24 protein-coding genes are annotated in these 23,976 nt (G+C 72.7%); 15 read left to right on the top strand and 9 right to left on the bottom strand.

Annotated features, from left to right (window positions below):
- Window positions 1-72: 72 nt before the first annotated feature.
- Complete coding sequence (locus tag FOF52_RS14795) at window positions 73-2,460, top strand: ATP-binding protein (protein WP_282573505.1); 2,388 nt, start codon at window positions 73-75, stop codon at window positions 2,458-2,460.
- 38 nt (window positions 2,461-2,498) lie between these two features.
- Here FOF52_RS14795 and FOF52_RS14790 read toward each other — a convergent pair whose 3' ends face one another.
- Entirely contained in the window at window positions 2,499-3,464 is a 966-nt protein-coding gene (locus tag FOF52_RS14790) for a UbiA family prenyltransferase (protein WP_425265493.1), read from the bottom strand.
- A gap of 252 nt (window positions 3,465-3,716) precedes the next feature.
- Here FOF52_RS14790 and FOF52_RS14785 point away from each other — a divergent pair, with 252 nt between their 5' ends.
- From FOF52_RS14785 to FOF52_RS14765, 5 genes are all read left to right on the top strand, one after another.
- A complete protein-coding gene (locus FOF52_RS14785) occupies window positions 3,717-4,703 on the top strand; it encodes an NADPH:quinone reductase (RefSeq protein WP_248590541.1) in 987 nt (328 codons plus the stop codon).
- 71 nt (window positions 4,704-4,774) lie between these two features.
- Window positions 4,775-5,323: an SRPBCC family protein gene (locus tag FOF52_RS14780; protein ID WP_248590540.1), complete on the top strand. Its 549-nt coding sequence runs from the start codon at window positions 4,775-4,777 to the stop codon at window positions 5,321-5,323.
- Window positions 5,324-5,367: 44 nt separating this feature from the next.
- Complete coding sequence (locus FOF52_RS14775) at window positions 5,368-6,921, top strand: class I adenylate-forming enzyme family protein (RefSeq protein ID WP_248590539.1); 1,554 nt, start codon at window positions 5,368-5,370, stop codon at window positions 6,919-6,921.
- A 283-nt stretch (window positions 6,922-7,204) separates the two neighbouring features.
- Window positions 7,205-8,761 carry a PucR family transcriptional regulator gene (locus FOF52_RS14770; RefSeq protein WP_248590538.1) on the top strand — a complete coding sequence of 519 codons (1,557 nt, stop codon included), beginning with the start codon at window positions 7,205-7,207 and terminating at the stop codon, window positions 8,759-8,761.
- 95 nt (window positions 8,762-8,856) lie between these two features.
- Entirely contained in the window at window positions 8,857-10,116 is a 1,260-nt protein-coding gene (locus FOF52_RS14765) for an NAD(P)/FAD-dependent oxidoreductase (RefSeq protein WP_248590537.1), read from the top strand.
- A 59-nt stretch (window positions 10,117-10,175) separates the two neighbouring features.
- Here the strand turns inward: FOF52_RS14765 and FOF52_RS14760 are convergent, their stop codons facing one another.
- Window positions 10,176-10,787, bottom strand: a complete 612-nt coding sequence (locus tag FOF52_RS14760; RefSeq protein ID WP_248590536.1) for a CGNR zinc finger domain-containing protein — start codon at window positions 10,785-10,787, stop codon at window positions 10,176-10,178.
- Window positions 10,788-10,906: 119 nt separating this feature from the next.
- Between FOF52_RS14760 and FOF52_RS14755 the strand changes: the two genes are divergently transcribed.
- Together FOF52_RS14755 and FOF52_RS14750 are read left to right on the top strand one after the other, a co-directional pair.
- Window positions 10,907-11,437, top strand: a complete 531-nt coding sequence (locus FOF52_RS14755; RefSeq protein ID WP_248590535.1) for an HPP family protein — start codon at window positions 10,907-10,909, stop codon at window positions 11,435-11,437.
- Window positions 11,438-11,605: 168 nt separating this feature from the next.
- Window positions 11,606-12,799 (top strand): PP2C family protein-serine/threonine phosphatase, encoded by a 1,194-nt coding sequence (locus FOF52_RS14750; protein WP_248590534.1) that lies wholly within the window; start codon window positions 11,606-11,608, stop codon window positions 12,797-12,799.
- 12 nt (window positions 12,800-12,811) lie between these two features.
- On the opposite strand, the gene FOF52_RS14745 is transcribed toward FOF52_RS14750, so the two are convergent.
- From FOF52_RS14745 to FOF52_RS14705, 7 genes are all read right to left on the bottom strand, one after another.
- Window positions 12,812-13,144 carry a hypothetical protein gene (locus FOF52_RS14745; protein ID WP_248590533.1) on the bottom strand — a complete coding sequence of 111 codons (333 nt, stop codon included), beginning with the start codon at window positions 13,142-13,144 and terminating at the stop codon, window positions 12,812-12,814.
- Window positions 13,145-13,317: 173 nt separating this feature from the next.
- Window positions 13,318-13,884 (bottom strand): hypothetical protein, encoded by a 567-nt coding sequence (locus tag FOF52_RS14740; protein WP_248590532.1) that lies wholly within the window; start codon window positions 13,882-13,884, stop codon window positions 13,318-13,320.
- 179 nt (window positions 13,885-14,063) lie between these two features.
- On the bottom strand, window positions 14,064-14,654 hold the full coding sequence (locus tag FOF52_RS14735) for a hypothetical protein (protein WP_248590531.1): 591 nt from the start codon (window positions 14,652-14,654) through the stop codon (window positions 14,064-14,066).
- Window positions 14,655-14,787: 133 nt separating this feature from the next.
- On the bottom strand, window positions 14,788-15,228 hold the full coding sequence (locus FOF52_RS14730) for a hypothetical protein (RefSeq protein ID WP_248590530.1): 441 nt from the start codon (window positions 15,226-15,228) through the stop codon (window positions 14,788-14,790).
- 4 nt (window positions 15,229-15,232) lie between these two features.
- Window positions 15,233-16,639, bottom strand: a complete 1,407-nt coding sequence (locus FOF52_RS21945) for a multicopper oxidase domain-containing protein (RefSeq protein WP_282573504.1) — start codon at window positions 16,637-16,639, stop codon at window positions 15,233-15,235.
- Window positions 16,636-17,334, bottom strand: a complete 699-nt coding sequence (locus FOF52_RS14715) for a helix-turn-helix transcriptional regulator (RefSeq protein ID WP_248590529.1) — start codon at window positions 17,332-17,334, stop codon at window positions 16,636-16,638. The genes FOF52_RS21945 and FOF52_RS14715 overlap by 4 nt, the downstream gene beginning before the upstream one ends.
- Window positions 17,335-17,773: 439 nt before the next feature.
- Window positions 17,774-18,931 (bottom strand): hypothetical protein, encoded by a 1,158-nt coding sequence (locus FOF52_RS14705; protein WP_248590528.1) that lies wholly within the window; start codon window positions 18,929-18,931, stop codon window positions 17,774-17,776.
- A gap of 796 nt (window positions 18,932-19,727) precedes the next feature.
- On the opposite strand from FOF52_RS14705, the gene FOF52_RS14700 reads away from it, so the two are divergent.
- The 7 genes from FOF52_RS14700 (at window position 19,728) to FOF52_RS14670 (ending at window position 23,938) form a co-directional block, all read left to right on the top strand.
- Window positions 19,728-19,913, top strand: coding sequence for a hypothetical protein (locus tag FOF52_RS14700; RefSeq protein ID WP_248590527.1), 186 nt, complete (start codon window positions 19,728-19,730; stop codon window positions 19,911-19,913).
- A 68-nt stretch (window positions 19,914-19,981) separates the two neighbouring features.
- Complete coding sequence (locus FOF52_RS14695) at window positions 19,982-20,170, top strand: hypothetical protein (protein ID WP_248590526.1); 189 nt, start codon at window positions 19,982-19,984, stop codon at window positions 20,168-20,170.
- A gap of 87 nt (window positions 20,171-20,257) precedes the next feature.
- The gene (locus FOF52_RS14690) at window positions 20,258-20,431 is read left to right on the top strand and encodes a hypothetical protein (protein WP_248590525.1); all 174 of its coding nucleotides are present in this window, start codon (window positions 20,258-20,260) and stop codon (window positions 20,429-20,431) included.
- Between the two features lie 25 nt (window positions 20,432-20,456).
- On the top strand, window positions 20,457-21,035 hold the full coding sequence (locus FOF52_RS14685) for a MauE/DoxX family redox-associated membrane protein (RefSeq protein ID WP_248590524.1): 579 nt from the start codon (window positions 20,457-20,459) through the stop codon (window positions 21,033-21,035).
- Window positions 21,032-21,580 (top strand): TlpA family protein disulfide reductase, encoded by a 549-nt coding sequence (locus FOF52_RS14680; protein ID WP_248590523.1) that lies wholly within the window; start codon window positions 21,032-21,034, stop codon window positions 21,578-21,580. Before FOF52_RS14685 ends, FOF52_RS14680 begins: the two co-directional genes overlap by 4 nt.
- 46 nt (window positions 21,581-21,626) lie before the next feature.
- Complete coding sequence (locus FOF52_RS14675; protein WP_248590522.1) at window positions 21,627-23,438, top strand: ABC transporter ATP-binding protein; 1,812 nt, start codon at window positions 21,627-21,629, stop codon at window positions 23,436-23,438.
- On the top strand, window positions 23,435-23,938 hold the full coding sequence (locus FOF52_RS14670; protein ID WP_248590521.1) for a S26 family signal peptidase: 504 nt from the start codon (window positions 23,435-23,437) through the stop codon (window positions 23,936-23,938). Before FOF52_RS14675 ends, FOF52_RS14670 begins: the two co-directional genes overlap by 4 nt.
- Window positions 23,939-23,976: the final 38 nt, after the last annotated feature.

Genomic DNA, 23,976 nt, shown 5'->3' with positions numbered 1-23,976 from the left:
ACTATGGGTAGTTTCCTTCTCGGTGTCTGGCGCCGGTCTGCCCGTTACGTAAGCTGTCGGAAAGGGGAGTAAGTGCGCATCGTCCCACGGAGTCCCATAGGGTTTACCCAGGTCATTGCGGAGCAGGCGAGTACAGTTCCGGCCCATTTCCCCACACCGCTCATCGGTAGAGAGGCCGAGTTCGCCGCTCTCCGAGACAAGATCACCTCTCCGGAGATTCGAATGGTCACGATCACGGGGGCTGCCGGAGCAGGAAAAAGTCGACTGGCCTCGGCCCTCTACACGGACGTCTCCGGGGAGTTCGAGGACGGCGGGTGTTTTCTGGTGCTCGACGGTGCACGGAGCAGGGAAGAGCTGCTCCAAACGCTGATTGGAGCACTCCGGACGGGAGACGCCGACACCGCCGACACTCCGTTGGAATGCCTTGCCGAATACCTGGGCAAACGTCACTTCCTGCTTGTTTTGGACGGATGTGACGAACTTTTGGAATCGCTGCCCACCGTCCTGGTCTCCCTGGTGGCGGCCTGTCCGCGGCTGACGGTACTGGTCACCGTCTGCGAGCCCCTCGGGATCTACGGTGAGGACCTGTTCAGGCTGGCTCCTCTGGCCGTACCCGATCCCGAGGGCGACAGCGACCTGGCCGAACTGGAGAAGGTGGCGTCGGTACGCCTGTTCATCCAGCGGACCCGGGCGGTACGTCCCGGATTCGCCCTCACCACGGAGAACCGCCACGCGGTCGCCCAGCTGTGCGTCCGGACCGACGGGCTGCCGCTGGCGATCGAACTCGCCGCCGCCCGGATGAAGCTGTCGTCACCGCAGGCGCTGCTCGAAAGCCTCGACAGGGACTTGGACGTGCTCTCGGTGGCGGGAAGCAACACCCTGTCCCGCCACTCCTGCATGCGGTCGGCGATCACCTGGCACCTGCTGCGGTTACACCCCGCCGACCAGGAGTTCCTGGGACGGGTCGCGGCCTTCCACGCGGGGTTCGACCTTCCGGCAGCCCGGGGGGTGGGCGGGGTCGGCGAGGCTGAGACGCAGCGCCGTCTGGAGCAGCTCATCGACAAGAACCTCCTCCACGTGGGGGAGTGCCCCGACGGGGACATCACCTTCCAGATGGCCGGTCTCACCAGGCAGTACGTGCTGGAGTGGCTGCGGGAGACCGGGCGGTACACCGAGGTGCTGCGGGGCCACGCCGACTACATGCTGTCCATGAGCGAATCGGTGCGCGACGAGCTCACCGGGCCGGAGCAGGCCCACCACCTGAGCCGACTGGACCAGTGGCACACGGATCTGGAGAAGGCGCTGCGCTTCCTGAACGACAACGGGGACGAGGCCGGGGCTGTACGCCTCGTCTGTGCGCTGCGGTCCTACTGGCAGGCCGTGGGAAGGAGCCGTACGGGAGCGCGTTTCCTGGAGAAGGCGCTCGACACGGCGGAGCTGCCCACCGAGGTCCGCATCGAGGGCGCCGCGACACTCGGTGAGCTCAAGACGGTGATGGGCGAGTACGACGAGGCGCACAGGCATCTGGTCCACGCGCTCCGCGGCTACCGGCAGGCTGGGGACACCGCCGCCGAGGCCTCCTGCCGGAAGGGGCTGGGAACCCTCGCCTACCACCGGGGTGACCTCGACCAGGCCGCCCGTCTCCTGGAGGAGAGCGCGACCGCGCTGCGGAAGGCGGGAGACACCGTGGCCCACGCGGCGGCACTGCGCGACCTGGCCGAGTGCCACCTGGCCGGAGGGGACCCGGCTGCCGCCCGGGCCCCGGCCGAGACCGCGTTGCGGGAGTCCACCCGCAGGGGGGACAGACGCGCCGTCGCGCTCGCCAACCGCGTCCTCGCCGACGTGGAGTTCGCGGTCGGCAACCAGGACAGGGCCGAGCGGCTCCACCGTACCTCCCTGGAGGAGCTGCACTCCCTCGGGGACAGGGGATCCTGCGCCACCGGTCTGGAGCGGTTCGCCGTCCTGCTGGCCAGACGCTACGGGCGTGTGACCAAGAGCTGGCGGCGGACCGCGCGGGGGCTCGGCGCCGCGCGGGCACTGCGGGCCGCAACCGGCTGTGCGGCGCCCCGACCGCTCGCCGCAGTGATCGAGGAGGTACGGGAGCAGGCCCGGATCCGCCTGGGAGACGACGCCTTCGACGAGGAGTGGCGGGCCGGGCGGTCTGCGGGGGTGCATGCCGTGCTGGCCGAGATGACGGCGCCGCTGGACCTCTCCATAACGGAGAGGCAGCGGCGCTACGGGGCGGATGTGCCGCTGACCCAGCGCGAGATCGAGGTTGCCGAACTGGTCGCCCGCGGAATGACCAACCGCGAGATCGCGCGGCGACTGGGCATCGCGGAGTGGACGGCGGTCAACCATCTCCGCAAGGTGATGCGCAAGCTCGACTGCTCGTCGCGGGTCCACGTGGCCAGCTGGGTGACCCGGAGGGAACGGGAGGAACAGGAACGGGCAGGGAGCTGAACGGGCGGGGTCTGGCGGCGGTACGCTGCCGGACCCCGTCAGAGCGCGTGGTACAGGAGGTTGAACACCACGGAACAGGCCACCACGGTGCGGAAGACCACGACCCCCCGCTTGCGTGCCAGAAGCGGGTCCCCGCCGCGCAGGAACCCCACGTACTGGTGCACACGCAGGACCGCGAACGGGAGCAGCACCACCGGGAACCACCACGGAAGCCATCCCGCGAACGCGGGTACCAGCAGCACCAGGAGGTTGCAGGCGGTGAGCAGGCCGAGAAAGATCCTGTTGCCCCGAGGAGAGGTGAGCACCGCGACGGTACGGCGGCCCACCGCCCTGTCACCGGGGATGTCGTTGGTGTTGGAGTAGCCCGCGATGAGCAGTTGGCCGAAGCCGAACAGCAGGCCCTCGGTCAGCAGGAGCGCGGACCACTCCCCCGTGGCCAGGCCGTGCGGTGCGATGACGAACGCCGACGCGGAGAACAGCAGCAGGGCCTCACCCAGCCCGATGTAGCTGAGTTTCAGCCCCCACGAGTACTGCACGCTCAGGACCAGCAGCAGAACCGTGACGACGAGGACCCACAGCGGCCGGTGCGGTGTGTACAGCACGGTGGCCGTCCACCACAGCGCTCCCCACGCGAGGCTCGCGTACCCGTACCACTGTGCCTGGCGCACCGTCAGCTCGCCGGTGAGCAGCGGCTTGCGCTTCAGTGGACGCAGGGCCGTCTTCCCCGCATGCACGTAGTTCGCGGTGTCGCTGCCGTCCTTGATCCCGGTGACGTCGTCCAGCGTCATGACGGCGAAGAGGACGCCGACCTGCCCCAGGGCGAAGAGGAGCAGGGTGGTCAGGGTGACACCGGACAGCCGCTCCGCCGGTTCGAGCGCTGTCCACACGATGACCAGAGCCAGAAGAAAGTCGAGGACGAACTGGTACTTGACCAGTCTGGCGAACTTTCCGACGGTGTACAGAACCCCTTGAGGAACGGAACGGGTGCTGGCGCTCACAGGCATAGGGCGGTTCCCGACTCGTCGCGAATCTCCGGAGAAATACCGGATTCCTTTGGCAGGGAACCGTATTGGCGTTGAAAAGGGCGGGAAATAGCAATTTCTGGCTCAGAGGACGCAGAGGGCCGCTGTGAGCTGGGAGTCCTTGCCACGGGGGAGCCCGGTTCCGTCGTGGACGAGCCGTTCGGGAAGGAAGATCTGACAAACTCTGCCCGTTGACGCGCCGCCGGGTGGGCCGACCGGTCATGCTCCCGAGACATGCGTGCGGCTTTCATCGAGAACTTCGGGCCTCCCGACGCCATCCGCTGCGGGGAACTGCCCCAGCCCCGTCCCGGCCCCACCGACGTCCTGGTCGACGTCGAGGTGACCACCGTCAACCACGTGGACACCTTCGTCCGTTCGGGGGCGTGGCGGACACCGGTCGAGTTCCCCTTCGTGATCGGCCGCGACCTGGTCGGCACTGTCGCCGAGGCCGGCCCCGGAGCCCCCGGCTTCTCCGTCGGTGACCGGGTGTGGTGCAACAGCCTCGGATACGGGGGAAGGCAGGGGGCCGCCGCGGAACGGGTGGTGGTCCCCCGGGACCGGCTGTACCACCTGCCCGCGGGGGTGAGCCCGGAGGACGCCGTGGCTGTCGCCCATCCGGCCGCCACCGCCTACCTCGGCCTGTTCACCCACGGCCGCCTCCGCGCCGGGGAGACGGTGGTCGTCGCCGGAGCGGGGGGCAACGTGGGCGGCGCGCTCGTCGCCATGGCGGCACAGGCCGGTGCGAAGGTCGTCGCCGTGGCGGGTTCCTACGACGCCGACCACTGCCGCTCCCTGGGCGCCTCCGAGGTGGTCGACTACCGGGCCCCCGACGTCGTGGAGCGCATCGCGGCCCTCTGCCCGGACGGCGTCGACCTCTACGCCGATGCGGCGGGGCGCAACAACGTGGCGGAGGTCGTCGACCTGCTGGCGAGGCGGGGACGGCTGGTGCTGCTGGCCGGGATGCACACCCGGGCCGTGCTTCCGGTGGGCGCCCTCTACACGCGGGACCGGTCGGTCATCGGTTTCGCGATCTCCCAGGCGGACGCCGGGGAACTCGCCGAAGCCGCCGGACACGTGGGGCGCATGCTCGCGGAGAAGCGGCTGGCGCCCCGCCGGGTCGAGGTGCTTCCCCTGGCCGCGGCGGCCGAGGCGCACCGCCGGGTGGAGGCCGGCGAGGGGGCGGGACGGCGTTTCGTCCTCCACACCGGTCCCCGTGCCTGATGGGAGGCTGACTTGACCAATCCTGCTCCAATCTTTGGCACGGTGCGACGATGCGTGCGCAGGATCGGGACATGGACATCTCCATCATCGACACCTCGCCCCTCTTCGACCTCAGTGCTCGGATCCTGGTCGCCGCTCCGCCCGACCAGGTCTACGCGGTGGTCAGCGACCTGCCCAGAAGCGGGGAGTGGAGTCCCGAGTGCCGAGGCGGTGAGTGGGTCTCCGGCGAGCCGGGGGCTGTGGGAGCGGTGTTCCGCGGCGAGAACTGCCGCCCCGAAGACGTCGTCGGCTGGGCGCCGCTCGTCCGCGGCGTCTGGCACACCGAGGCGAGGGTCGTCGCGGCTGAACCGGGACGGACCTTCCGCTGGATGATGCTCTCCCACGCCGGAGCCGACCAGGAGAGCATCTGGGGGTTCGACATCGAACCCGACGAGAAGGGCTCCGTGCTGGTCCACCACTTCCGGATGGGACGCGCCACCGTCGGGATCCACAAGATCGTCGCCGACATGGACGAGGCGGACCGCAAGCGGTTCATCGAGGACTGGACCGCGAAGCTGGAGCGCGACCTCGACGAGACGCTGCACCGGATCAAGGGCGCCATCGAAGGACAACGGGACTAGGACAGGGCAACCCGCAGGTACGGGACGACAGGACGGACGAGCGCATGTTCCTACAGCGAATAGCAAACAGAGGTATCAGGCTGGGCACGCTCTTCGACCGGGCCGCGGCCCGGTACCCGGCGAATCCCGTCATCCTCGACCACGATCTCGACATCGCTCCGGACCGGGGACGCCGGCTGACCCTCACCGAGGTCGCCGACCTCGTGGACGACATCGCCTCCCGGCTGTGGGCTCTGCGTATCCGTCCGGGGGACCACGTGGTCGTCCACAAGACGGACGGTTTCGACATCTCCGTCCTGGCCTGCTCCCTGGCGAGGATCGGAGCCATCCCGGTGATGCTGTCGCCGAAGCTGGACGGGAACACGGTGGTGGAGCTGCTGCGCCGTGTGGACCAGCCCTACCTGCTGACCGACCAGGCGAAACTGGAGAAGGAGCTGCCCGGCGAGGTCTTCGAGCTGGCCGAGCGCGTCATCCTCGCGTCCGGTGAGTACGACGGCGCGGTCCCGCTCGCCTCGCTGGAGGGCACGGAGCGGGTGCGTCCCGTGACCATGCCTCCGGACCATCCCACGCTGATCACACACACCTCGGGGACCACGGGGATCCCGAAGCTGGCGGTGCACACCGGCCGCACGCTCCAGGCCCGCTACCGTCCCCAGGCGACGGTGATGTCGCTGGTGGGCAAGAGCGAGCCCATCGCGGTCCACGTGTCCTTCGTCCACTCCCGGATGTACACGGCCATGCCGATCTCCGTACTCCAGGGGCATCCGCTCATCGTCCTGCGCGACGACGAACCCGAGAGTGTGGCGCGGCTGTTCGCCAGGATCCGCCCGGGGTTCATCGAGGCCCACCCCAACACGTTCCTGCGCTGGGAGGTCTTGGCGGACGACCCGCGCGAGCCGCTGGCCAACGTGAGGTACTTCAGCAGTACCTTCGACGCGATCCATCCCAGGACGGTGCAGCGCATGCTGGAGGCGTCGCGCCGCAGCATGCCGCTGTTCGCGCAGGCGTACGGGCAGAGCGAGGTCGGCCCGATCGCCGCGCGGACCTACACCAGGCGCCGCGGGACGGAGGCGGACGGGCGGTGCGTCGGCAGGCCCTTCCCCGGGATGACGGCGGTGCGTGTGGTCAGCCGCGACGGCAAGAAGCCGACCAAGTCCTCACCGGGCTACATCGAGGTGCGCAGCGACGGGCGGATCGTCACCTACCTGGGCGAGCACGAGCGGTGGCGGGGACAGCTGAACGACGGCTGGTGGCGGATGGGAGACCTCGGCTACATCACCCGGTGGGGGTGCCTGCACCTGCTCGACCGCGAGGTCGACGAGATCCCCGGCATCGACAGCACGCTTGAGCTGGAGGACAAGATCCTCGCCCGGCTGCCCGAACTCGTGGAGATCGTCGTCATCCCCTCGGAGAAGGGGGCCCCGGTCCCCGTGGTCTGCACCAGGGACGACAGCCCTCTCGACCGGGCCGCGTGGAATGCGGCGGTCGCCGACCTGCCACCGCTCGAACCGCCGGTCCAGTGGCGGCTGGAGGACCTGCCGCAGACGGCGACGACCAAGATCAAACGGATCGAACTGGCCAGCATGATGCGGCAATGACGGCCGGGGCGTCCGGCAACGGCGCCGGGTGCCCCGGCTCTGCGGGGATGGCGGGGAGACCGCCGGGCCGACGCTCCCGGAACACGGCGGGCTCCGCCGTCCCCGCGGCGCGGTCCGGCGGTCCGGCCCTCTCCGGCCGTTCCGTGCGGCACAGACCTGGCGACAGCCCTCGAACACCGTGATCCTGGTGTGCGGGGAACGCCCGGACGTCCGGGCGGGACCGTGGTGACAGGACCACCGGTGGGGGAGGAGCGGTGACCCAGGTGAGCGGCGGGAGTCCCGGATGATCAGGCTCGACCGTCTGATCAACGTCCTCGGGCGCTTCGGGGTGCGGCTGTACTGCGAGCCAGGGGCACGCGAGGCGGAACTGCGCAGCGTAGTGACGTACGACCCGACCGACCCCCGGCCGGTCGGCGGCGACGTCTTCCTGGCGGTGGGCGTCGCGACCGCCGCGGAGGCGGTCGCGCTGGCGGAGGCGGCCAACGCCGTGGTCGTGCTGGTGCGCACCACTGTGCCGCTCGACGCCGACGTGCTGGACCGCGCCCGCCGTGCCGGGGTCGCGGTGGCCGCCCTCGACCCGGCGGTGTCGTGGAGTCAGCTGGCGGCGGTCGCCTACGGACTGGTGCTGGAAGGCCGGGAGACGGAGGCGGGACGCGGCCCCACCGACCTGTTCGCGCTCGCCGACACCATCGCCGGGGCCGTCGGCGGGCCGGTGACCGTGGAGGACGTGCTGTCGCGGGTGCTGGCCTACTCCAGCCTCCAGGAGCACGCCGACCGCGCGCGCACCCGCACCATCCTGGGGCGGCGGGTCCCCGAACCGGTGCGCGCCGCACTCGCCGAACGCGGCGTCTTCGCCCACCTGGCCGTCTCCGACCGGCCGCTGTTCGTGCCGCCTCTGCGCGAGCACGGCCTCAACGGGCGCGTCGTGGCCGCCGTGCGCGCCGGACGGGAACTGCTCGGCTCCATCTGGGTGGACGCCGAGGCGCCGCTGCCGCCGCCGCGCGCCGCGGCCCTGGTCAGCGGCGCCCGCACCGCGGCGCTGCACCTGCTGCGCGCCCGCGCCAGCGCCGACCTGGAACGCCAGGTCGAGTCCGACGGGGTGCTGCACCTGCTGGAGGGACGCGGCGACGCGCTGGTGACCGCCCAGCTCGGTCTGCCCGTCGGGCCGTTCCGGGTGGTCGCGGTGCAGGCACACGTCGGCGACGACCAGAACGCCGCCGCGCTGCTGGTCTTCGAGCACGTCACCACCGGGTTCGGTTGGGCGCGGCCGGGCCGCAGCGCACTGTTCGGCACCACCGTCTACACGGTCCTGCCCGACACCGGAGCGGACCGGGCCCGCGACTGGGTGGCCGGGGTGGCCGCCGCCCTGCCCGCCGAGGTGGAGGTGCGGGCGGGCATCGGCGGGCGGGCCGAACTCGACCGGCTGCCGGCGAGCCGCCAGGAGGCCGACGAGAGCCTGGCGCTGCACGCCGCCTGCCCCCGCGGGCGCGTCGCCGTCAGCTACGACGAGGCCTGGGACGAGGTCCTGCTGGCGCGGCTGCGCCGGGTGGCGGCCGCCGGACGGGTGCCCGAGCACCACCCGGTGGCGGTGCTCGCCCGGCACGACCGCGAGCACGGCACCCGCCACGTCGAGACGCTGCGCGCCTGGTTCGAGGCGCGGGAGGACCACCGGGCCGCCGCCGCCCTGCTGGGCGTGCACCCCAACACCGTCCGCTACCGGATGCGGCGCATGGCCGAGGTCGCGCACGTCGACCTGGACCACCCGCGCACCCGGCTCGCCCTCGCCGTCGCGCTGGCGGTCGCGGACGACGGTCCCCTTGTTCCGGGTGAACAGTCCTGACCCGCGGTTTTGTCCGCCACGAACAGAGCCTTCCGGGGAATCGTCCGTCATCCTCGGGACAGAGGGATGGAGAACGGCGGTTCGCGGGGGTGGCGATGAGTGGGACGAACGGCAGGAGCGCACCGCGCACGGCGGTGGTGGTCGGGGCCGGGATGGTCGGCCTGTCCACGGCCTGGTTCCTCCAGGAGCGCGGCGTCGAGGTGACCGTGGTGGACCGCGACGCCGTGGCGGCGGGCGCGTCGTGGGGCAACGCGGGATGGATCTCGCCGGGACTGTCGATCCCGCTGCCCGAACCGTCGGTGCTGCGTTACGGGCTGCGGTCGCTGCTGGACCGCAACGCCCCCCTGTACGTTCCGGTCCGCGTCGACGTGGGGCTCTGGTCGTTCCTGCTGCGCTTCGCCGCGCACTGCACCATGCGGTCGTGGCGGCGGTCGATGCGGGGGTTCATCCCGGTCAACTCGCAGTGCCTGGACGCCTACGACCAGCTCGCCGAGAACGGGGTCGCCGCGCCGACGGTCGAGGCGCCGATCACCGCGGCGTTCGAGAAGCGCGCGCAGGCCGCGGACCTGCTCCGCGAGTTGGCGCTGATCCGGGAGTCCGGGCAGGACATCGGCTTCGCCGAGCTGACCGGCGAGGAGGTGCGGGCGCGGATGCCGCAGGTCTCCGAGCGCGTGGAACTGGCGATCCGGCTGGACGGGCAGCGCTACGTGGACCCGGGGGCGTACACGAGGGCGTTGGGCGAGGCGGTGGAGAAGCGCGGCGGAACCGTCCGCGGCGCCTTCACCGTCACCGGTGTCCGCCCCGAGGGCGGCGCGATCGCGGTCCGCTCCGCGGACGGGGAGACCGTGCGCGGCGACGCCGTGGTGCTGGCCGCCGGGTCGTGGATCACCGGCCTGGCCCGCAGTCTGGGGGTGCGCACCCGGGTGCAGGCGGGCCGCGGCTACTCGTTCACGGTGCCCACGGAACGTCCTGTGCCGGGGCCGCTGTACCTGCCCGCCGTGCGCGTGGCCTGCACCCCCTACCAGGGCAGGCTGCGGGTCGCGGGCACCATGGAGTTCCGCGGCCCCGACGACCCGCTGGACCGGGGCCGCATCCGCGCGATCATCTCCTCGGCGCGGCCGCTGCTGGACGGGGTCGCCTGGGAGGAGCGCACCGACGAGTGGGTCGGTCCGCGTCCGGTCACCCCCGACGGGCTGCCGCTGGTCGGCGCGACGAAGGCGCCGGGCGTCTACGTCGCGGGCGGCCACGGCATGTGGGGGTTGACGCTGGGGCCGATCACCGGCCGCCTGCTCGCCGAGCAGATCACCACCGGGAAGAGGACGGAGGCGCTGGCGGCGTTCGATCCGCTGCGCTAGCACGCCGTCCGGTTCCGCGGCGGTCCCGTTCCCCAAGCCGCCGGGGAGGACCGCCGCGGTCACCGGCGGTCGGTGCTGTGGCGGCGGCTGTGGCGGGCGACGCGGACGCGGGTGCCACAGCCCGTCGAGCACCACGCGCGGCGCGGGTGGCTGCGCAGGTAGAAGAGGACGCAGCCGGGGGCGGGGCAGGCACGCAGGAGCTCCCGGTCGGGGCCGGTCAGCAGGTCCACGGCGGCCCGGGCGACACGGGACCGCAGGACGGTGGACGGGTCGTCGCAGGAGAAGCGGCGCAGCGGCGGTCCCTCCCCGGACGGCGGCAGTTCGATCCAGTCCACGCAGGCGCGGGCGGCGGAGTTCACCGCGGCCACGTCGGCGGCGGCGGGAGCCGCACCGTCGGCGGCCGCGCGCAGCAGGCGGCGCAGGGCCTCGCGCAGTTCCACGAAGGCCGCGAGCGCCGCCGGACCGTCCGGACCGTCGAGGGTCGGGCACGGCTCGGCCAGGTCGAGCGGGCCGCGGTGGTCGGCGACCCACTCGTCCAGGTCGGCCGGGGTGCGCAGCACGTCGATCAGTTGCCCGCGGAGTCCGCCCCGGACGAACGTCGTGTTGACCAGGTCCAGCACGAGGTGCTCCCCGCGGACCGGCATGTCCTGCACTGATGCGGAGGTGGCCATCCGCCAACGGTATCCGTCCTTGTGAGCGGTGAGCAGATCTGGCAGACCCCCGAGGGCATCAACTAACGCTTTCTGTCTTCTCTATCCGTTAGCTCTCTCTGTTGATCGGATCACCTGAGATGGCCCACCCCCCGACCGCACCGAAGCGGCCCGCCGCTCTGCTCGCCCGCCTCGCGGGCCGCGCCCCCGCGCCGCCCGGGCCGCGCGTGCTGCTCGTCGCCACCGCCACCAGCGTCGCCGCGCTGCTCACCCTGGCCGCCCTCACCGTGGCACTGGACGTTTTGCTGCTCATCCCGCCGCTCGCGGCGAGCATGGCCCTCGTCACCGGAGCGCCCGCGCTGCCGCTGGCCCAGCCGCGCAGCGTCGTCGGAGGGCAGCTGCTGTCGGCGCTCACCGGCTTCGCCGTGCTCGCCCTGCTCGGTCCGGGGCTGTGGAGCGCCGCACTCGCGGGCGGGCTCGCGCTGGGCGTCATGGCACTGGCCCGCGCCCCGCACTCCCCGGCCGCCGCCACCGCCGTCATCGTCGCCGTGGACGCCCCGCCACCGGTGTCCTTCCTCGCGCTGCTGCTCCCGGCCACGGTGGTGCTCGTCCTGGCAGGCACGGTCGGAGCCCGGCTCTCCGGCCGCCCCTACCCCGCCTACTGGTGGTAGCGAATCCCGAGCCGACGGCGCCGGCACGGACACCCACCCGCACCGAACACCGGGAACCGCCGCGGTCCGGGCGCCCCGCGTCGAGATCGTCACCCCTGTTCCGTTTCCTCCGGTGTGTGAGGGATACCGGTTCACGCACGGACAGCACACCGGGAAGAGGAGGGCGTGATGCGAAGTTCCGGCGCCGACGGAGCCGCAGCCCTGAGACGGGCTCCCGACCACCGTGGAACAGGGCGGTCCCTCTCCTTCGGTACGTTCGTGCTCTGGGGGGCCTGGGGGATCTCGCTCCTCCTCGTCGGTGCCTTCCTCGTGGGACCGCTTCCGCGGCTGGTCCCGTTCCTCGTCTTCCTGCCCGCGATCGTGGCGAGCGTGGGCACGGTCGGGCAGACCGCGGTCATCTCGGTGTGGGTGCTCCTCGTGGCGGTCACGGCCTTCGCCTACCACAACGGGATCACCGGAGTCGACGTCTACCTGCTCATGGTCACCGCGGGGTTCGGCGCGGTGAGTGTCGCGGCCTGCCGGTACCGGATCCGCCACAACGAGGAGGCGTACCGGCTGCGCTTCCGCGAGGAGGAGGTGCGCCGCCTGCGGTCGACCGTCGCCGAACTGCAGCGGCGCATCCTCCGCCCGCTGCCCGCACGGGTCGAGGGGATCGTCGTGGAAGGCCGCTACCGGCCGATCGAGGAGGACCGGATGGTCGGCGGCGACATCTACGAGGTGGTGCGATCCCCGCGCGGGGTGCGGGTGCTGGTCGCCGACGTCCAGGGCAAGGGCCTGCCCGCCGTCGGCACCGCGTTCTCCGTCCTCGGGGCCTTCCGCAGCGCCGCCTACCGCAAGACGGAGCTGAGCGAGGTGGTGGACGTCATGGAGGACGCGGTCGTGCACTACAACTCCTACGCCAGGCAGATCGAGGAGCCCGAGCGGTTCGTCACCGCGCTCGTCCTCGGCCTCGACCGGCGGGGCCGGGTGCGCGTCGTCAACTGCGGACACGTCCCGCCCTACCTGGTGGGTCGTGGCCGCGCCGAAGCGGCCACCAGAGCCGAATCCGGTACCCCGCTGGGCCTCGGCGGACTCCTCGCCGAGCCCCGCGCCGTCGAGGAGTTCGACCTGCCCCCGCACACGGCCCTGGTGATGTGCACCGACGGCGTCACCGAGGCGCGCAACCGCGACGGCGAGTTCTACCCGCTGGCCCAGCGGCTGAGCGCCTGGCAGGACGTCCCCCCGGAACGGATCATCGAGACGCTCGCCGCGGACCTGAGCGAGTTCACCGGGGGGTGCTACCGCGACGACGTCACCGCGCTGACCCTGTACCGGGAGGCCGAGGCGGCCCCGGCGGCGAAGACGGAACGCGCGGCCGGCTGAGCCTGCCGGGGATCACCCGGACGATCCCGCCGGCTCCTCCGCCGCCACCGCCCCGGTCCGGACGTACTCGCGCGTCAGGTCGGTCTCGACGCCTGCACCGAACGGGCCGTCGCCGAAGAAGGGCTCCTCGGTGCCGGCGTGGGAGGCGCTGGCGGTGCAGACCCGCCCGTGCGCGTCGGTCATGGTGACCACCTCCCGCAGGCCCCGCTCCGGTTCGGGATCGGGGAACGACAGGCGCTCCTCGACCACCGGCTGCCGCCCCGGAGGCGGGGGTCCGCAGCCGGTGCCGCTCCCCGCCTCGTCGCCGGGGTCGGCGTCACCGGTGTCCCAGGCGGCGACCACCACCAGCGCGATGCAGACCGCCCCGCCCCGTTGGAGCAGGAAACAGGTCGACGGTCTCCGCCGACTCCACCGGGCAGGCGGTCAGAGCGGCGAGCGCGGTCAGTGCGGACGGGGCCACGGGGATGCTCCCGGTCTCGACTGTCCGTTCGGCGCTTCCCCGTGACGGGGGTTCCCGGTCAGTGGGGCATGACCGTCTCCTGCGGCGCCGAGTCCTCCGACTCCTCGGGCTCCTCGGGGTACTCGCAGGTCAGGTCGATCTCATCGGTGGGACCTGCCTTGGAGGTGGCGGTCATGCAGGCACGACCGTGCGCGTCGATGAACGTCACCAGTTGGATCCGGCTGTCGTCGGAGTCCGGGTCGGGGTCGGGAGGCGACTGCCGCACCGCCGGCCCGGGCTCCCGGCCCGGCGGCGGGTAGTCGCAGTCGATGCTGCTCTCGTCGACCGCCCCGGTCCCCAGGGTCGTGGCGACGAGTGTGCAGGCGCGGCCGTGCGCGTCGGTCAGGGTGATCAGCTCGGTCCAGTCCCACCTCTCGTCGGGGTCGGGGTCGGGAAGCGACTGCCGCTCCTCGCGCACCGGCACCGTCCCCTCCGGGGGGAACTCGCAGTCGACACTGCTCTCGGTCTCATCGTCGGCGGAGACGTATTCGCTCCCCGTCGAGGCGAGGACCACCAGTGCCGTGCAGGCCGCGCCGTGCGCGTTGGTGAAACTCACCAGGTCGACGGTCTCCGCCGAATCGATCATGCAGGAGGTTGCGGCGAGAAGGGTCACGGAAATGGACAGGAATGACATTCCCCGGGTGCTTGTTCGCATTCTCTGCTCCCCGATCTCGACTGCCTGTTCCGACGTGTCCGGCCGGGGAAGAGTTCCCGGGCCGCGCCACCGGAATCCGGGGAATTCGGAGCCGGAGCAGCCGCGGAGGGTCAGTCGAGGTAGACCTCGATTCCGTAGATGAGGAAGGCGAGCAGGAACACCGCGAGGATGCCCGCCACGGCCTGGGTGGCGACCCGGAGCAGTGCACCGCCGCCACCCAGGGGCCTCCTCCGCGGCTCGGGGGCCTCCTCCCGGCTCTCCGCCGCCTGCGGGCCGTGCCTGGCCACGATCTTCTCGGAGAAGTCGCGCAGCCCGTCCAGCGCGGCCCTCCCCTCGGCACTGGCCAGCCAGCCGAGCGCGTCGAAGTCCCGGTCGGCGTTGGCCAACTGTCTCCTGCGGGCCTCCAGTTGGATCTCCAGCACGCTGATGTTCTCCTGCAGGTCCGCCTTCTCCCGCCGGAGTCGCACCGCCTCACGACGGGAGTCCGCCAGCGCGTCGTTGGCGTCCTCCAGCCTGCGCTGCAGGAGACGGTCCTCCCGGGTGCTCAGCATCTCGACGGCGAGGTGCAGGACGAAGATCAGCGCGCCGCACGCGATCATCAGACCGCGCTGGTACCAGGCGGAGCCCCCGAGGGTGCCGACGAAGTCGCCGGAAATTCCGAGCACCGCGGTCGTGGCCAGGAGGGCGGTACGGATTCCCACGCGGAACCGGACGAGGAAACGGATGGCTCACCCCTGCTGTCTCGCCGAATTGCGCTCGCACAATTCTGGCACCGAGATCGACCGGCTGCCAAGAACGGTCTCCGAATTCCGGGTGAAACGGTTCAGGGCCCGGTCAGGTCGCCGGCAGGGCGGCGGCGAGCGCGACCACGCCCACCGAGGCCACCAGGCTGGTGACCGCCAGGATCCGGGCGAGGACCGGGTAGCCCCGGGAGCTGGCCGCGCCGTGCAGCGCGGCGGCCAGCATCACCACGGCGAACAGCGCCAGCTTGGCCGCCAGGATCCGGCCGTAGCCGGGCACCAGCAGCGACTCCCAGGTCACCCCCCGCCGCCAGGCCAGGGCGACGCCGGTGCCGATCTGCAACGGCAGGAAGAACGCCGCCGTCAGCACGCCGAAGCGGCGGCCGACCGCGGTCAGCAGCGCCCCGCGCCGCTCGTCGTCGAGGCCGCGCCGGGCCAGCGGCAGCACCACCAGCGACACGGTGAGCTGCCCGCCCACCCACAGCGCAGCCCCCAGCACGTGCAGGAACCGCACCACAGTCCAGATCGTCAGCACCGGTTCACTCCGTGATCTCGAAGAACCCGCGGGCGCCGTTCTCGGCGTGCCGCATGTCGTGGTCGACGAAGGGATAGGAGCCCGCCTCGGGGAAGACCGTCTCCACGAAGCCGCCCTGCGCGACCGCCAGGTCCAGCGACTGCGCGCCCCCGTCGTCCCCGGGACGCAGGAGGTGGGCGCCCTCCTTGTAGACGGCGTCGAACTGGGCGCCGACCACGTGGAACGAGGTGCCGCTGGTCGGTCCCGCGGCCACCACCCAGATCCGCACCCGCTCGCCGGCCTTCGCGGTCAGCGGCGCGTGGTCGTAGCCGGCGGCGACGCCGTTGAACACCCAGGCGTCCGGCTCGCCCGCGCGCATCCGGGCGACCTGCTCCGCGCTGCCCGGCTCACCCAGGTACAGCTCGCCCTGGACCAGCAGGTACTCGCGGTCCACCGGCTCCAGGCCGGGCGGGTCGACGACCACCGCGCCGTACATGCCGTTGCCGATGTGCTGCGACATCGGCGCGGTCGAGCAGTGGTACAGCCAGGCCCCGGCCTTCTCGGCGCGGAACCGGTAGGTGAGCCGCTCGCCGGGCTGGATCGTGCGCATGGGCTCGTCGGGCGCGAGGCTCCCGGCGTGGAAGTCGATGCCGTGGCCCGTCGTGCCGTCGTTGACGAACGTGACGGTGAACACGTCGCCGACCCTGCCGCGCAGCACCGGGCCGGGCACGTCGCCGTTGAACGTCCACACGTTCTGCCGCACACCCGGGGCGACCTCCATCTCGGTCTCCGCCACGCGGATCTCCACCTCGTGCTCGGTGCCGCCGGGCGCGGGCGGCAACGCGGCGTCGCGCGGCCGCCAGTCCCCGCTCATCTCGCCGGACAGGTTCAACGGCGCGGGAGGGGCGCCGCCGGCGTCGGCGGGGGCGGGGGCGTCAGCGGTGGGACCGGCGGTGTCGATCCGCATCCGCATGCCCGCGGCACCGTGACCCATGACGGTGCACCAGCCCTCCACCGCAGCGGTGACCGTGCCGACCCGGAGCGTGGCGCTCTGCCCCGGTTCCAGGCGGGGGGTGCGCGCCCCGGTGTCCAGCACCAGGTCGTGCGCCTGGTCGTCGTCGTTGCGCACCTGGAGCACCAGGGTGTCGCCGGCGTCGACGGCCACCGTGGCCGGGGAGATCGCCATGTCGCCCAGCACCACCTCGACCGTGCGGGTCGCACCGGTGTCCTGGGCCGCGGCCTGGTCGAGCGCAGTACCGCCGCCCGCCGCCCCCAGGGCGAGGGCGGTCAGCGCCGCCCCCAGCGCGGTGCCCACCGCTCCCGGGGAGGGGAGGGGGTCGCCGCCGCGCCGGTACAGCACCGTCACCGTCACCGCGGCCGCGGCGACCACCGCCGCCAGCAGCAGGGTCCACAGGAGCGTGTCGGCGCTCACCCTTCCTCCTCACGGGTCCGCAGTTCGGCGACGCAGCGGTCGGGCTCGGCGAACGGCCGCAGCCGCACCGCCTCCACCGGCGCCCCCAGTTCGGCCAGCGCGCCGCGCATCATGCCCAGGTGGACGCCGCAGACGATGTCGGGGGCGGACTCGGCGAGCTCCCGGAACGGGCAGCGGTGCAGGTCGATGCCGTCGCCGCTGCGCCGGGGCCGGAAACCGGCCCGGTCCAGCAGTGCCGTCACCGCGCGCAGTGCGGTCTCGGCGTCGGCTCGCCCGCCCGGTTCCGCCGCGCGGACCGCCCGCCGGCCGTAGCCCTGCCCCGCGGCGATCGCGGCGGCCGCGTGGTCGGTGTCCAGCTCGGCGAGGTAGGCGACCAGGGTCTCCGCCAACAGTCGGTAGTTGCGCAGGTCGCCGCCGTCCGTCTCGACCGCGGAGTAGAGCAGGCGGGGGCGGCCGGGGCGGTCCCGCTCCTCGGCGGCGCTGACGACGTAGCCGCGTTCGGCGAGGAGCGCCAGGTGGCCCCGGACGGTGTTGGCGTGCAGGCCGACCCGCTCGGCGATGTCCCGGACGGTGAGCGGGACGGGGGCGCGGCGCAGGGCCTCCAGGACGGCCACTCGGCTCGCGTCCGCGAACACCCGGTGCTCGCCGGGGTCGATGCCGCCGCCTCGTACGGCTCCGTCGTCGGTGTTCTCCACGGCTCCAGTGTAAATACGGTGTTCGCCGTGAAAATTCGGGGTGGGCGTCGGGACCTTCGGCCCCCTCGGGGCACGGCGTCCTCCGAGGCCACCGCCATGATCCGGCAGGCCGCCCGGGCGGGCCAGGGACCAGGGTCCTTTCGAGCGGGAGCCGGTCGGCCTTACCGCCGCCGCGGCGCAGCTGGTGGGGTGGGGACGCGGCGACGCTCCGTGACCGCGGCCGCCGCCGCGGCCTGGTCCGCGCCACCTGGGAGGAGGCCCTGGGGACCGCCGCTGCCCACTGGTGACGGGGGTCGTCTTCCAGGCCACCGGCGCCTACACGATCGGTTTCGCCCTGCTGGCGCTGACCGCCCTCGGCACGGCCGTGTACACGGCACGGGCCTTCACCGCCGTGGAGTGACCGGCGCCCGCGGCCCGGGGCCGCGGGCGCGTCCCGTCCTCAGCCCTGCTGGGCCGGGAAGATGCCGAGGATCTTCGCCGCGCCGGTCTGCGCCGCGACCGAGTCGTCGAAGGTGAACTCGGAGAACAGTTCCGTCGGCGCACCGCCGCGGGCGTGGAACGGGAAGCCGTGGTAGGCGCCGTCGACGTACAGGACGTAGCGGCTGCCGTCGGTGTCCGCCCAGACGCGTTCGATCTCCTTGCCGGGGATCTCGACGAGCACGTCCTCGTCGGAGACGGTGCCGTCCGGGGACAGGGAGAAGGTGTGCAGGGTGGAACGGTCCGTGCTGGTCACACCCCAGTCGGTCACGGTGAAGGGGCCGACGAAGTCCCCCGACGGCCCGCTGAGGAAGTTCTTGGAGGCCACCCGCGTCCCGTCGGTCAGGAAGTGGAAGTCCTCGTCGGCCGCCCCGCCCGGCTCGGTCAGCACCTGGAGTTCGTTGTCGGGGGTGACGGTGTAGGCGGCCGTGGGCAGGAAGACGTTCTCCGGTCCCCGGGTCAGCAGGTGGCCCTCGTACTCGTGGAGGGTCCACGCGTCACGGGGGACGCGGCCCCGCTCCTCGGGCGGGGCGTCGAGGGGGGCTTCGCTGGGCACCGCGAGCACCCGGAACTCCTCCTCGGCCTCGCGCCGCTCCTCGAACCACAGTTCGCTGCCGTCCGGGGAGAACTGCGGGGTCTGGTAGGCGACGCCGCCGTCGGACGCCTCCTCCCCCGTGCCGTCCTCCGCTTCCTCGTCCTCCGGGACCAGGGTCGCCGTCACGCGGTAGGACCGGGCGTCGGGGTCGAGTTCGCCCACCCGGATCTCCCCGTTCGCGGTCTCGTAGGCGGCACGGCGGAAGTCGGCGGTGAAGGCGAGGTCGGCGGGCTCCAGGAAGAAGACGTAGGTCTCGGAGCGGGCCGTCAGCTCGGTGAGGTCGAGGTGGAGTTTCTGGACGCCGTCGTCCACGTTGTGGAAGGTGAGGAAGACGGTCTTGGCCACGGAGTCCTCGGCCAGCCGCACGAAACCGGACAGGGTCTTGGCGTTGACGCCCTGCTCCTCGGGGGACGGAGCGCCGCCGCCCTCCGCGTCGCCGTCTCCGACGCCGCAGGCCGCCAGCGGAAGCAGCAGGGCGAGCAGGGCTGAGGCCGGGGGCCGCAGAGACCGTCTGGTGATTTTCACGATGCGTCCTTCGGATCATCCTGGGGGGAACAGGGCTCTCTCCCGGTCCGGAGAGACGTCGGGGCGCGAACGGACGATTGTGTCGCCTCTGTGGCCCGAGAAAACGGGATTCCGACGAGTGGGACGTGTTTTCCCGCCCGAAGAATAGCGGAGTGTTTCTTCGGGGTGACCATGCGGTTAATCCTGATAAAGAAGATCATCGTGGGATGCGGCGGGACGACGCCATTCCACCGGCTCCGTTTCCGCACGAAAACCCGGTACGGCGCGGACGGCCGCGGCCTCCTTCGACGCGCATCCGCCGCCTCCCCCGGCCGGACCCGCACTTCACGGGGCGTGCCGGCAGGAGCCCACCGCCACCGCGGCAGGCGCCGTGCGCGCGGTGGAAGGAAAAGGCGGCGCACTCCCCGGAAAACACGCCGACCAGCGGGCCCCTTTCCGCCCGGACCGGAGCACAGGAGGAAGAGAAGGAGGACCGCACCCGCGCCCCGGAACGTTCGGAGGCCGCTTCCGGAAAACCCGGAACCGCTTCGGGAGGCGGCGGCCGGCGGGGAAAGAGGCCTCTTCCCGAACCGGCCCCGGACCACCGGCACCCCGGACCGGTCGTGGCGCCGCGCAACGGGAAAAGCGTGCCGCGTTGTGTATCGCGAGTGTATGCCGGTTATCGGGTCGGCACCTACGGTGACTCCGGGATGAACGGAAGGGGGCGGGGAGGGGACCTGCGGCCCTGAGCGGACACCCCGCGGGCACGGAGGTGCCCCTGCCGTTCTCCACAGAGTCCGACAGAAAGGAGTCCGACGTGTTCGAACGCATCGGTGTGCTGGGTGACCGGCTGCTGTCGCTGGTCGTGCCCAGGGCCAGGGCGGCGGCGGTGAGCTGCTGGTACGAGTACCTGCCGATCAGCAGCCCCTGCTTCCGCCGGTACTGCTGCACCGGCAGCGGCATCCCCGGCGGCACCTACTGCACCGGCTACTCGGCCTGCTGAGCCCCAGCGGAACAATGCGGGGTCCCGTGCTCCGCGGTGACCCCCACCCCCACAGAAAGGCCTTCTCCGTGTTCGAGCGTTTCGGTGTGCTGGGTGACCGGCTGCTGTCGCTGGTCGTGCCCAGGGCCAGGGCGGCGGCGGTGAGCTGCTGGTACGAGTACGCCCCGATCAGCAGCCCCTGTATCCGCCGGTACTGCTGCACCGGCAGCGGCATCCCCGGCGGCCTCTACTGCACGCCCTGGGCGTACTGCTCGTGACCGTTCGCGGCGGGCGGTCCGGCCCCGGGCCGTCCGCCGCGGCGCCCCGCCCCGACCCCGTCCCCCGGACCAGAAAGGGTGTTTCCCGTGTTCGAGCGTTTCGGTGTGCTGGGTGACCGGCTGCTGTCCCTGGTCGTGCCCGAAGCGGAGGCGACCGCGGCCTCCTGCGGGTACGAGTACCTGCCGATGCCCTTCTGCTACCGCCGGTACTGCTGCACCGGCCCCAACGGCCGCTACTGCACGTCCTACAAGGCCTGCTGACCGGCTGCCCCGGAGCTGACCGCCGATGGTCCACGTCCTGGTCGCCTGCCGCTGCCTGCTCGCCGTCGTGTTCGCCGCCTCCGCGTTCGGCAAGCTGCGCAGCAGGCGGGCCTTCGAGGAGTTCACCTCCGCCACGCGGCGACTGGCCCCCGGGTGGGCGATCAGGCCGCTCCGGGGAACCGGAGCCACGACCGGCGCCCACCGGCTCGCCGCCGTGGTCGTCGCCGGCGAGCTCGCGATACCGCCGCTGCTGCTCCTGCCCGGTGTCGACGGCGTCGGGTTCGCGCTCGCCGGGCTCCTGCTCGCCGCGTTCACCGCGGCCGTGGTCGCGGTACTGCGCCGCGGCGACCGCGTCACCTGCCACTGCTTCGGCACCGCCGACCAGCCGCTGCACCCCGCGCACGTCGTCCGCAACCTGCTGCTGCTGGCCGTGGCGGGCACCGGGCTCGTCCTGACCCTCGCCGCCCCCGCCGCCGCACCCACCCTCACCGGCGTGGCAGTGGGAGCGGGCGCCGCCGTGGTCGCGGCGCTTCCCGTACTGCTCTTCGACGACCTGCTCGACCTGTTCACGCCCACGACCCCGAGGAGACCGACCACCCCATGACCGCCCTGCTGACCGCCGCCGTCCTCCTGGTCGGCGCACTGTGCGTACTGAACCTCGTCCTCACCGTGGGAGTGATCCGCCGCCTCCGGGAGCACACCGAACTCATCCAGAACATGCCCCGGATGCAGCCGCCCGAGCAGATCATGCTCCCCGCGGGCGAGACGGTGGGGCCGTTCACCGCCGTGACCGAGGACGGAACCGAGGTCAGCCGGGACGACCTGGCCGAGGAGACGCTCGTGGCCGTCTTCTCCCCCACCTGCTCGGCCTGCGCCGAACAGCTCCCGCTCTTCCTGGACCGGGCGCGTTCCTTCCCCGGCGGCCGCGCGAACGTGCTGGCCGTGGTCGTGGGCGGCCGGGAGGAGGCCGCCGCGCAGGCCGAACAGCTCGCACCGGTCGCACGGGTGGCGATCGAGGACCACGGCGGCCCCGTCGCCAAGGCGCTGGACGTCAGGGGCTTCCCCGCGTTCGCCCGCCTGACCGCCGACGGCCGGGTGCTCGCCAGCGGATACCGGACGGACGACCTGGGTGTGCCCGTTGCCGCCTGAACCGTCCACCACGGCAGCCGGCGGGGTCCGGACCAGCCTGCGGGGGGTGGCCGCGGCACTCGCCCTGGCCTGGCGCGCGGGCTGGTACCTGCTGCTCGGACACGGCGCGTGCACCCTGCTGCAGGCGGTCGCCCCGGTGGCGGTCACCTGGCTGACCAAACTGGTGCTCGACGAGATCACGGTCCCGGGGGCCGAAACGGCCCGACTGCTCCTGCTGGGCTGCGGTCTCGCCCTGTCCGGTGCGGCCACGGCCCTGCTCCCGGCCGCGACCCAGTACCTCAACTCCGAGATCCAGCGCCGGGTCGGCCTGCTCTCCCAGGACGAGCTGTTCGCGGCCGTCGAACGCTTCGTCGGCCTCGCCCGGTTCGAGAACCCCGCCTTCCTCGACCGGCTGCGCCTGGCCCAGCAGTCCGGCGGCCAGACCCCGGCCATGGTGGTGGCCGGAGTCTTCGCCCTGGGCAGCGGCGCCGTGACCGTCCTCGGCTTCCTCGGCTCCCTCCTGGTGGTCAGCCCCTGGATGGCCGCGGCGGTGCTGCTGGCCGCCGTTCCGGTGCTGCTCGCCGAACTCCAGCTCTCCCGCAGGCGCGCCGCCATGATGTGGCGGGTCGGCCCGGTGGAGCGCCGCGAGTTCTTCTTCCGCGAGCTGCTCTCCGACGTCCGCGCCGCCAAGGAGCTGCGGCTGTTCGGCATCTCCGGATACCTGCGGGAGCGGATGACCGGGGAACGGCGCACCGCCAACGCCGAGCACCGCCGGATGGACCAGCGGCAGCTGGCCGTCCAGACCGGCCTCGGACTGTTCTCCGCCGCCGTGGCGGGGGTCGGACTGGTGTGGGTGGTGCTCGCCGCCGCCGGCGGACAGCTGACGGTCGGCGACGTCTCCCTGTTCGTCGGGGCCGTCGCCGGGGTGCAGAACGCCCTGGTGCAGCTCGTCCGCGAAGTCACCCTCGCCCACCAGCAACTCCTCATGTTCGACCACTACCTGCGGGTCGTCGACGGCGAACCGGACCTGCCGGTCGCGGCCCGGCCGCGCCAGCTCCCCCCGCTGCGGCGCGGCATCGAACTCCGCGACGTGTGGTTCCGCTACTCGCCGGACCACCCCTGGGCGCTGCGCGGCGTCGACCTGGTCATCCCGCACGGCCAGTCGGTGGCCCTGGTCGGCCGCAACGGCGCGGGCAAGAGCACCCTGGTGAAGCTGCTGTGCCGGATGTACGACCCGGACCGCGGGGCCGTCCTGTGGGACGGCGTGGACCTGCGCGACCTGGACCCGGCCGAGCTGCGCCGCCGCATCGGCGCGGTGTTCCAGGACTACATGGAGTACGACCTGACCGCGAAGGAGAACATCGGCCTGGGCGACGTGGACCGGCTGCGCGCCGACGACGGCGCGGGCATCCGCGCCGCCGCCGAACGGGCCGGGGCGCACCCGATCGTGGCGGGCCTGCCCCGCGGCTACGACACCCTGCTGAGCCGGATGTTCTTCGACGGGGACGGGGACGCGGACAACGGGGTGCCGCTCTCCGGCGGGCAGTGGCAGCGCGTCGCGCTGGCCCGCGCCTACCTGCGCGGCGAACGCGACCTGCTGATCCTGGACGAGCCCAGTTCCGGACTGGACGCCGAGGCCGAGTACGAGATCCACACCGGCCTGCGCGAGCACCGGCGGGGACGCACCAGCCTGCTCATCTCCCACCGGCTGGGCGCGGTGCGCGACGCCGACCGGATCGTGGTGCTGGAGGAGGGCCGGGTGGTGGAGAACGGCGACCACGCGGAACTGATGGCCGTGGACGGCGCCTACGCCCGTCTGTTCGGCATGCAGGCGCGGGGCTACCAGCCGACCGCGGCGGTACCGGGGGAGGAGCCGTGAGCGGGGTCGCCGCGGCGTTCGCGGCGCCGCTCCTGGCGGCCGCGGCGGCCGTGCTGTGGCTGCGGCGGACCCTGGTCGCGGTGGAGGTCCACGGGACGAGCATGGCGCCCACGTTCCACCAGGGCGACCGCGTCCTGGTGCGCCGGCGCGGCCTGGCGCGGCTCCGGGTCGGCGACGTGGTCGTGTTCGCGCCGCCGCGCCTGCCGGGGGAGTGGGGCCGGCCGGCGGGCGGGAGGCGGGTGGCCGGACGGCGGTGGGTGGTCAAACGGGTCGCGGCGCTGCCCGGGGACCCGGTGCCCGCGTCGTGCGCCGCCGCGCCGGGGGTGCGGCCGGGCGGCCCGGTGCCGCCGGGGCACCTGCTGGTGCTCGGCGACAACCCCGGGCACAGCACCGACTCCCGGGAGTGGGGTCCCGTCCCGGCCGACCGGGTGCTGGGGGTGGCGGTGCGGAGGCTCGGCTCCCGCGCGCCGGTCGCCGGCCCCGAGGGGGCGCAGGTGTGACCGGGCCCGCTCCGCGGTGGGGCCGCGGAGCGGGCCCG

Source organism: Thermobifida alba (assembly GCF_023208015.1).
Classification (GTDB): Bacteria; Actinomycetota; Actinomycetes; order Streptosporangiales; family Streptosporangiaceae; genus Thermobifida; species Thermobifida alba.
The sequence above is the reverse complement of the archived record's forward strand: the minus strand, read 5'-3'. Positions and strand labels throughout refer to the sequence as shown.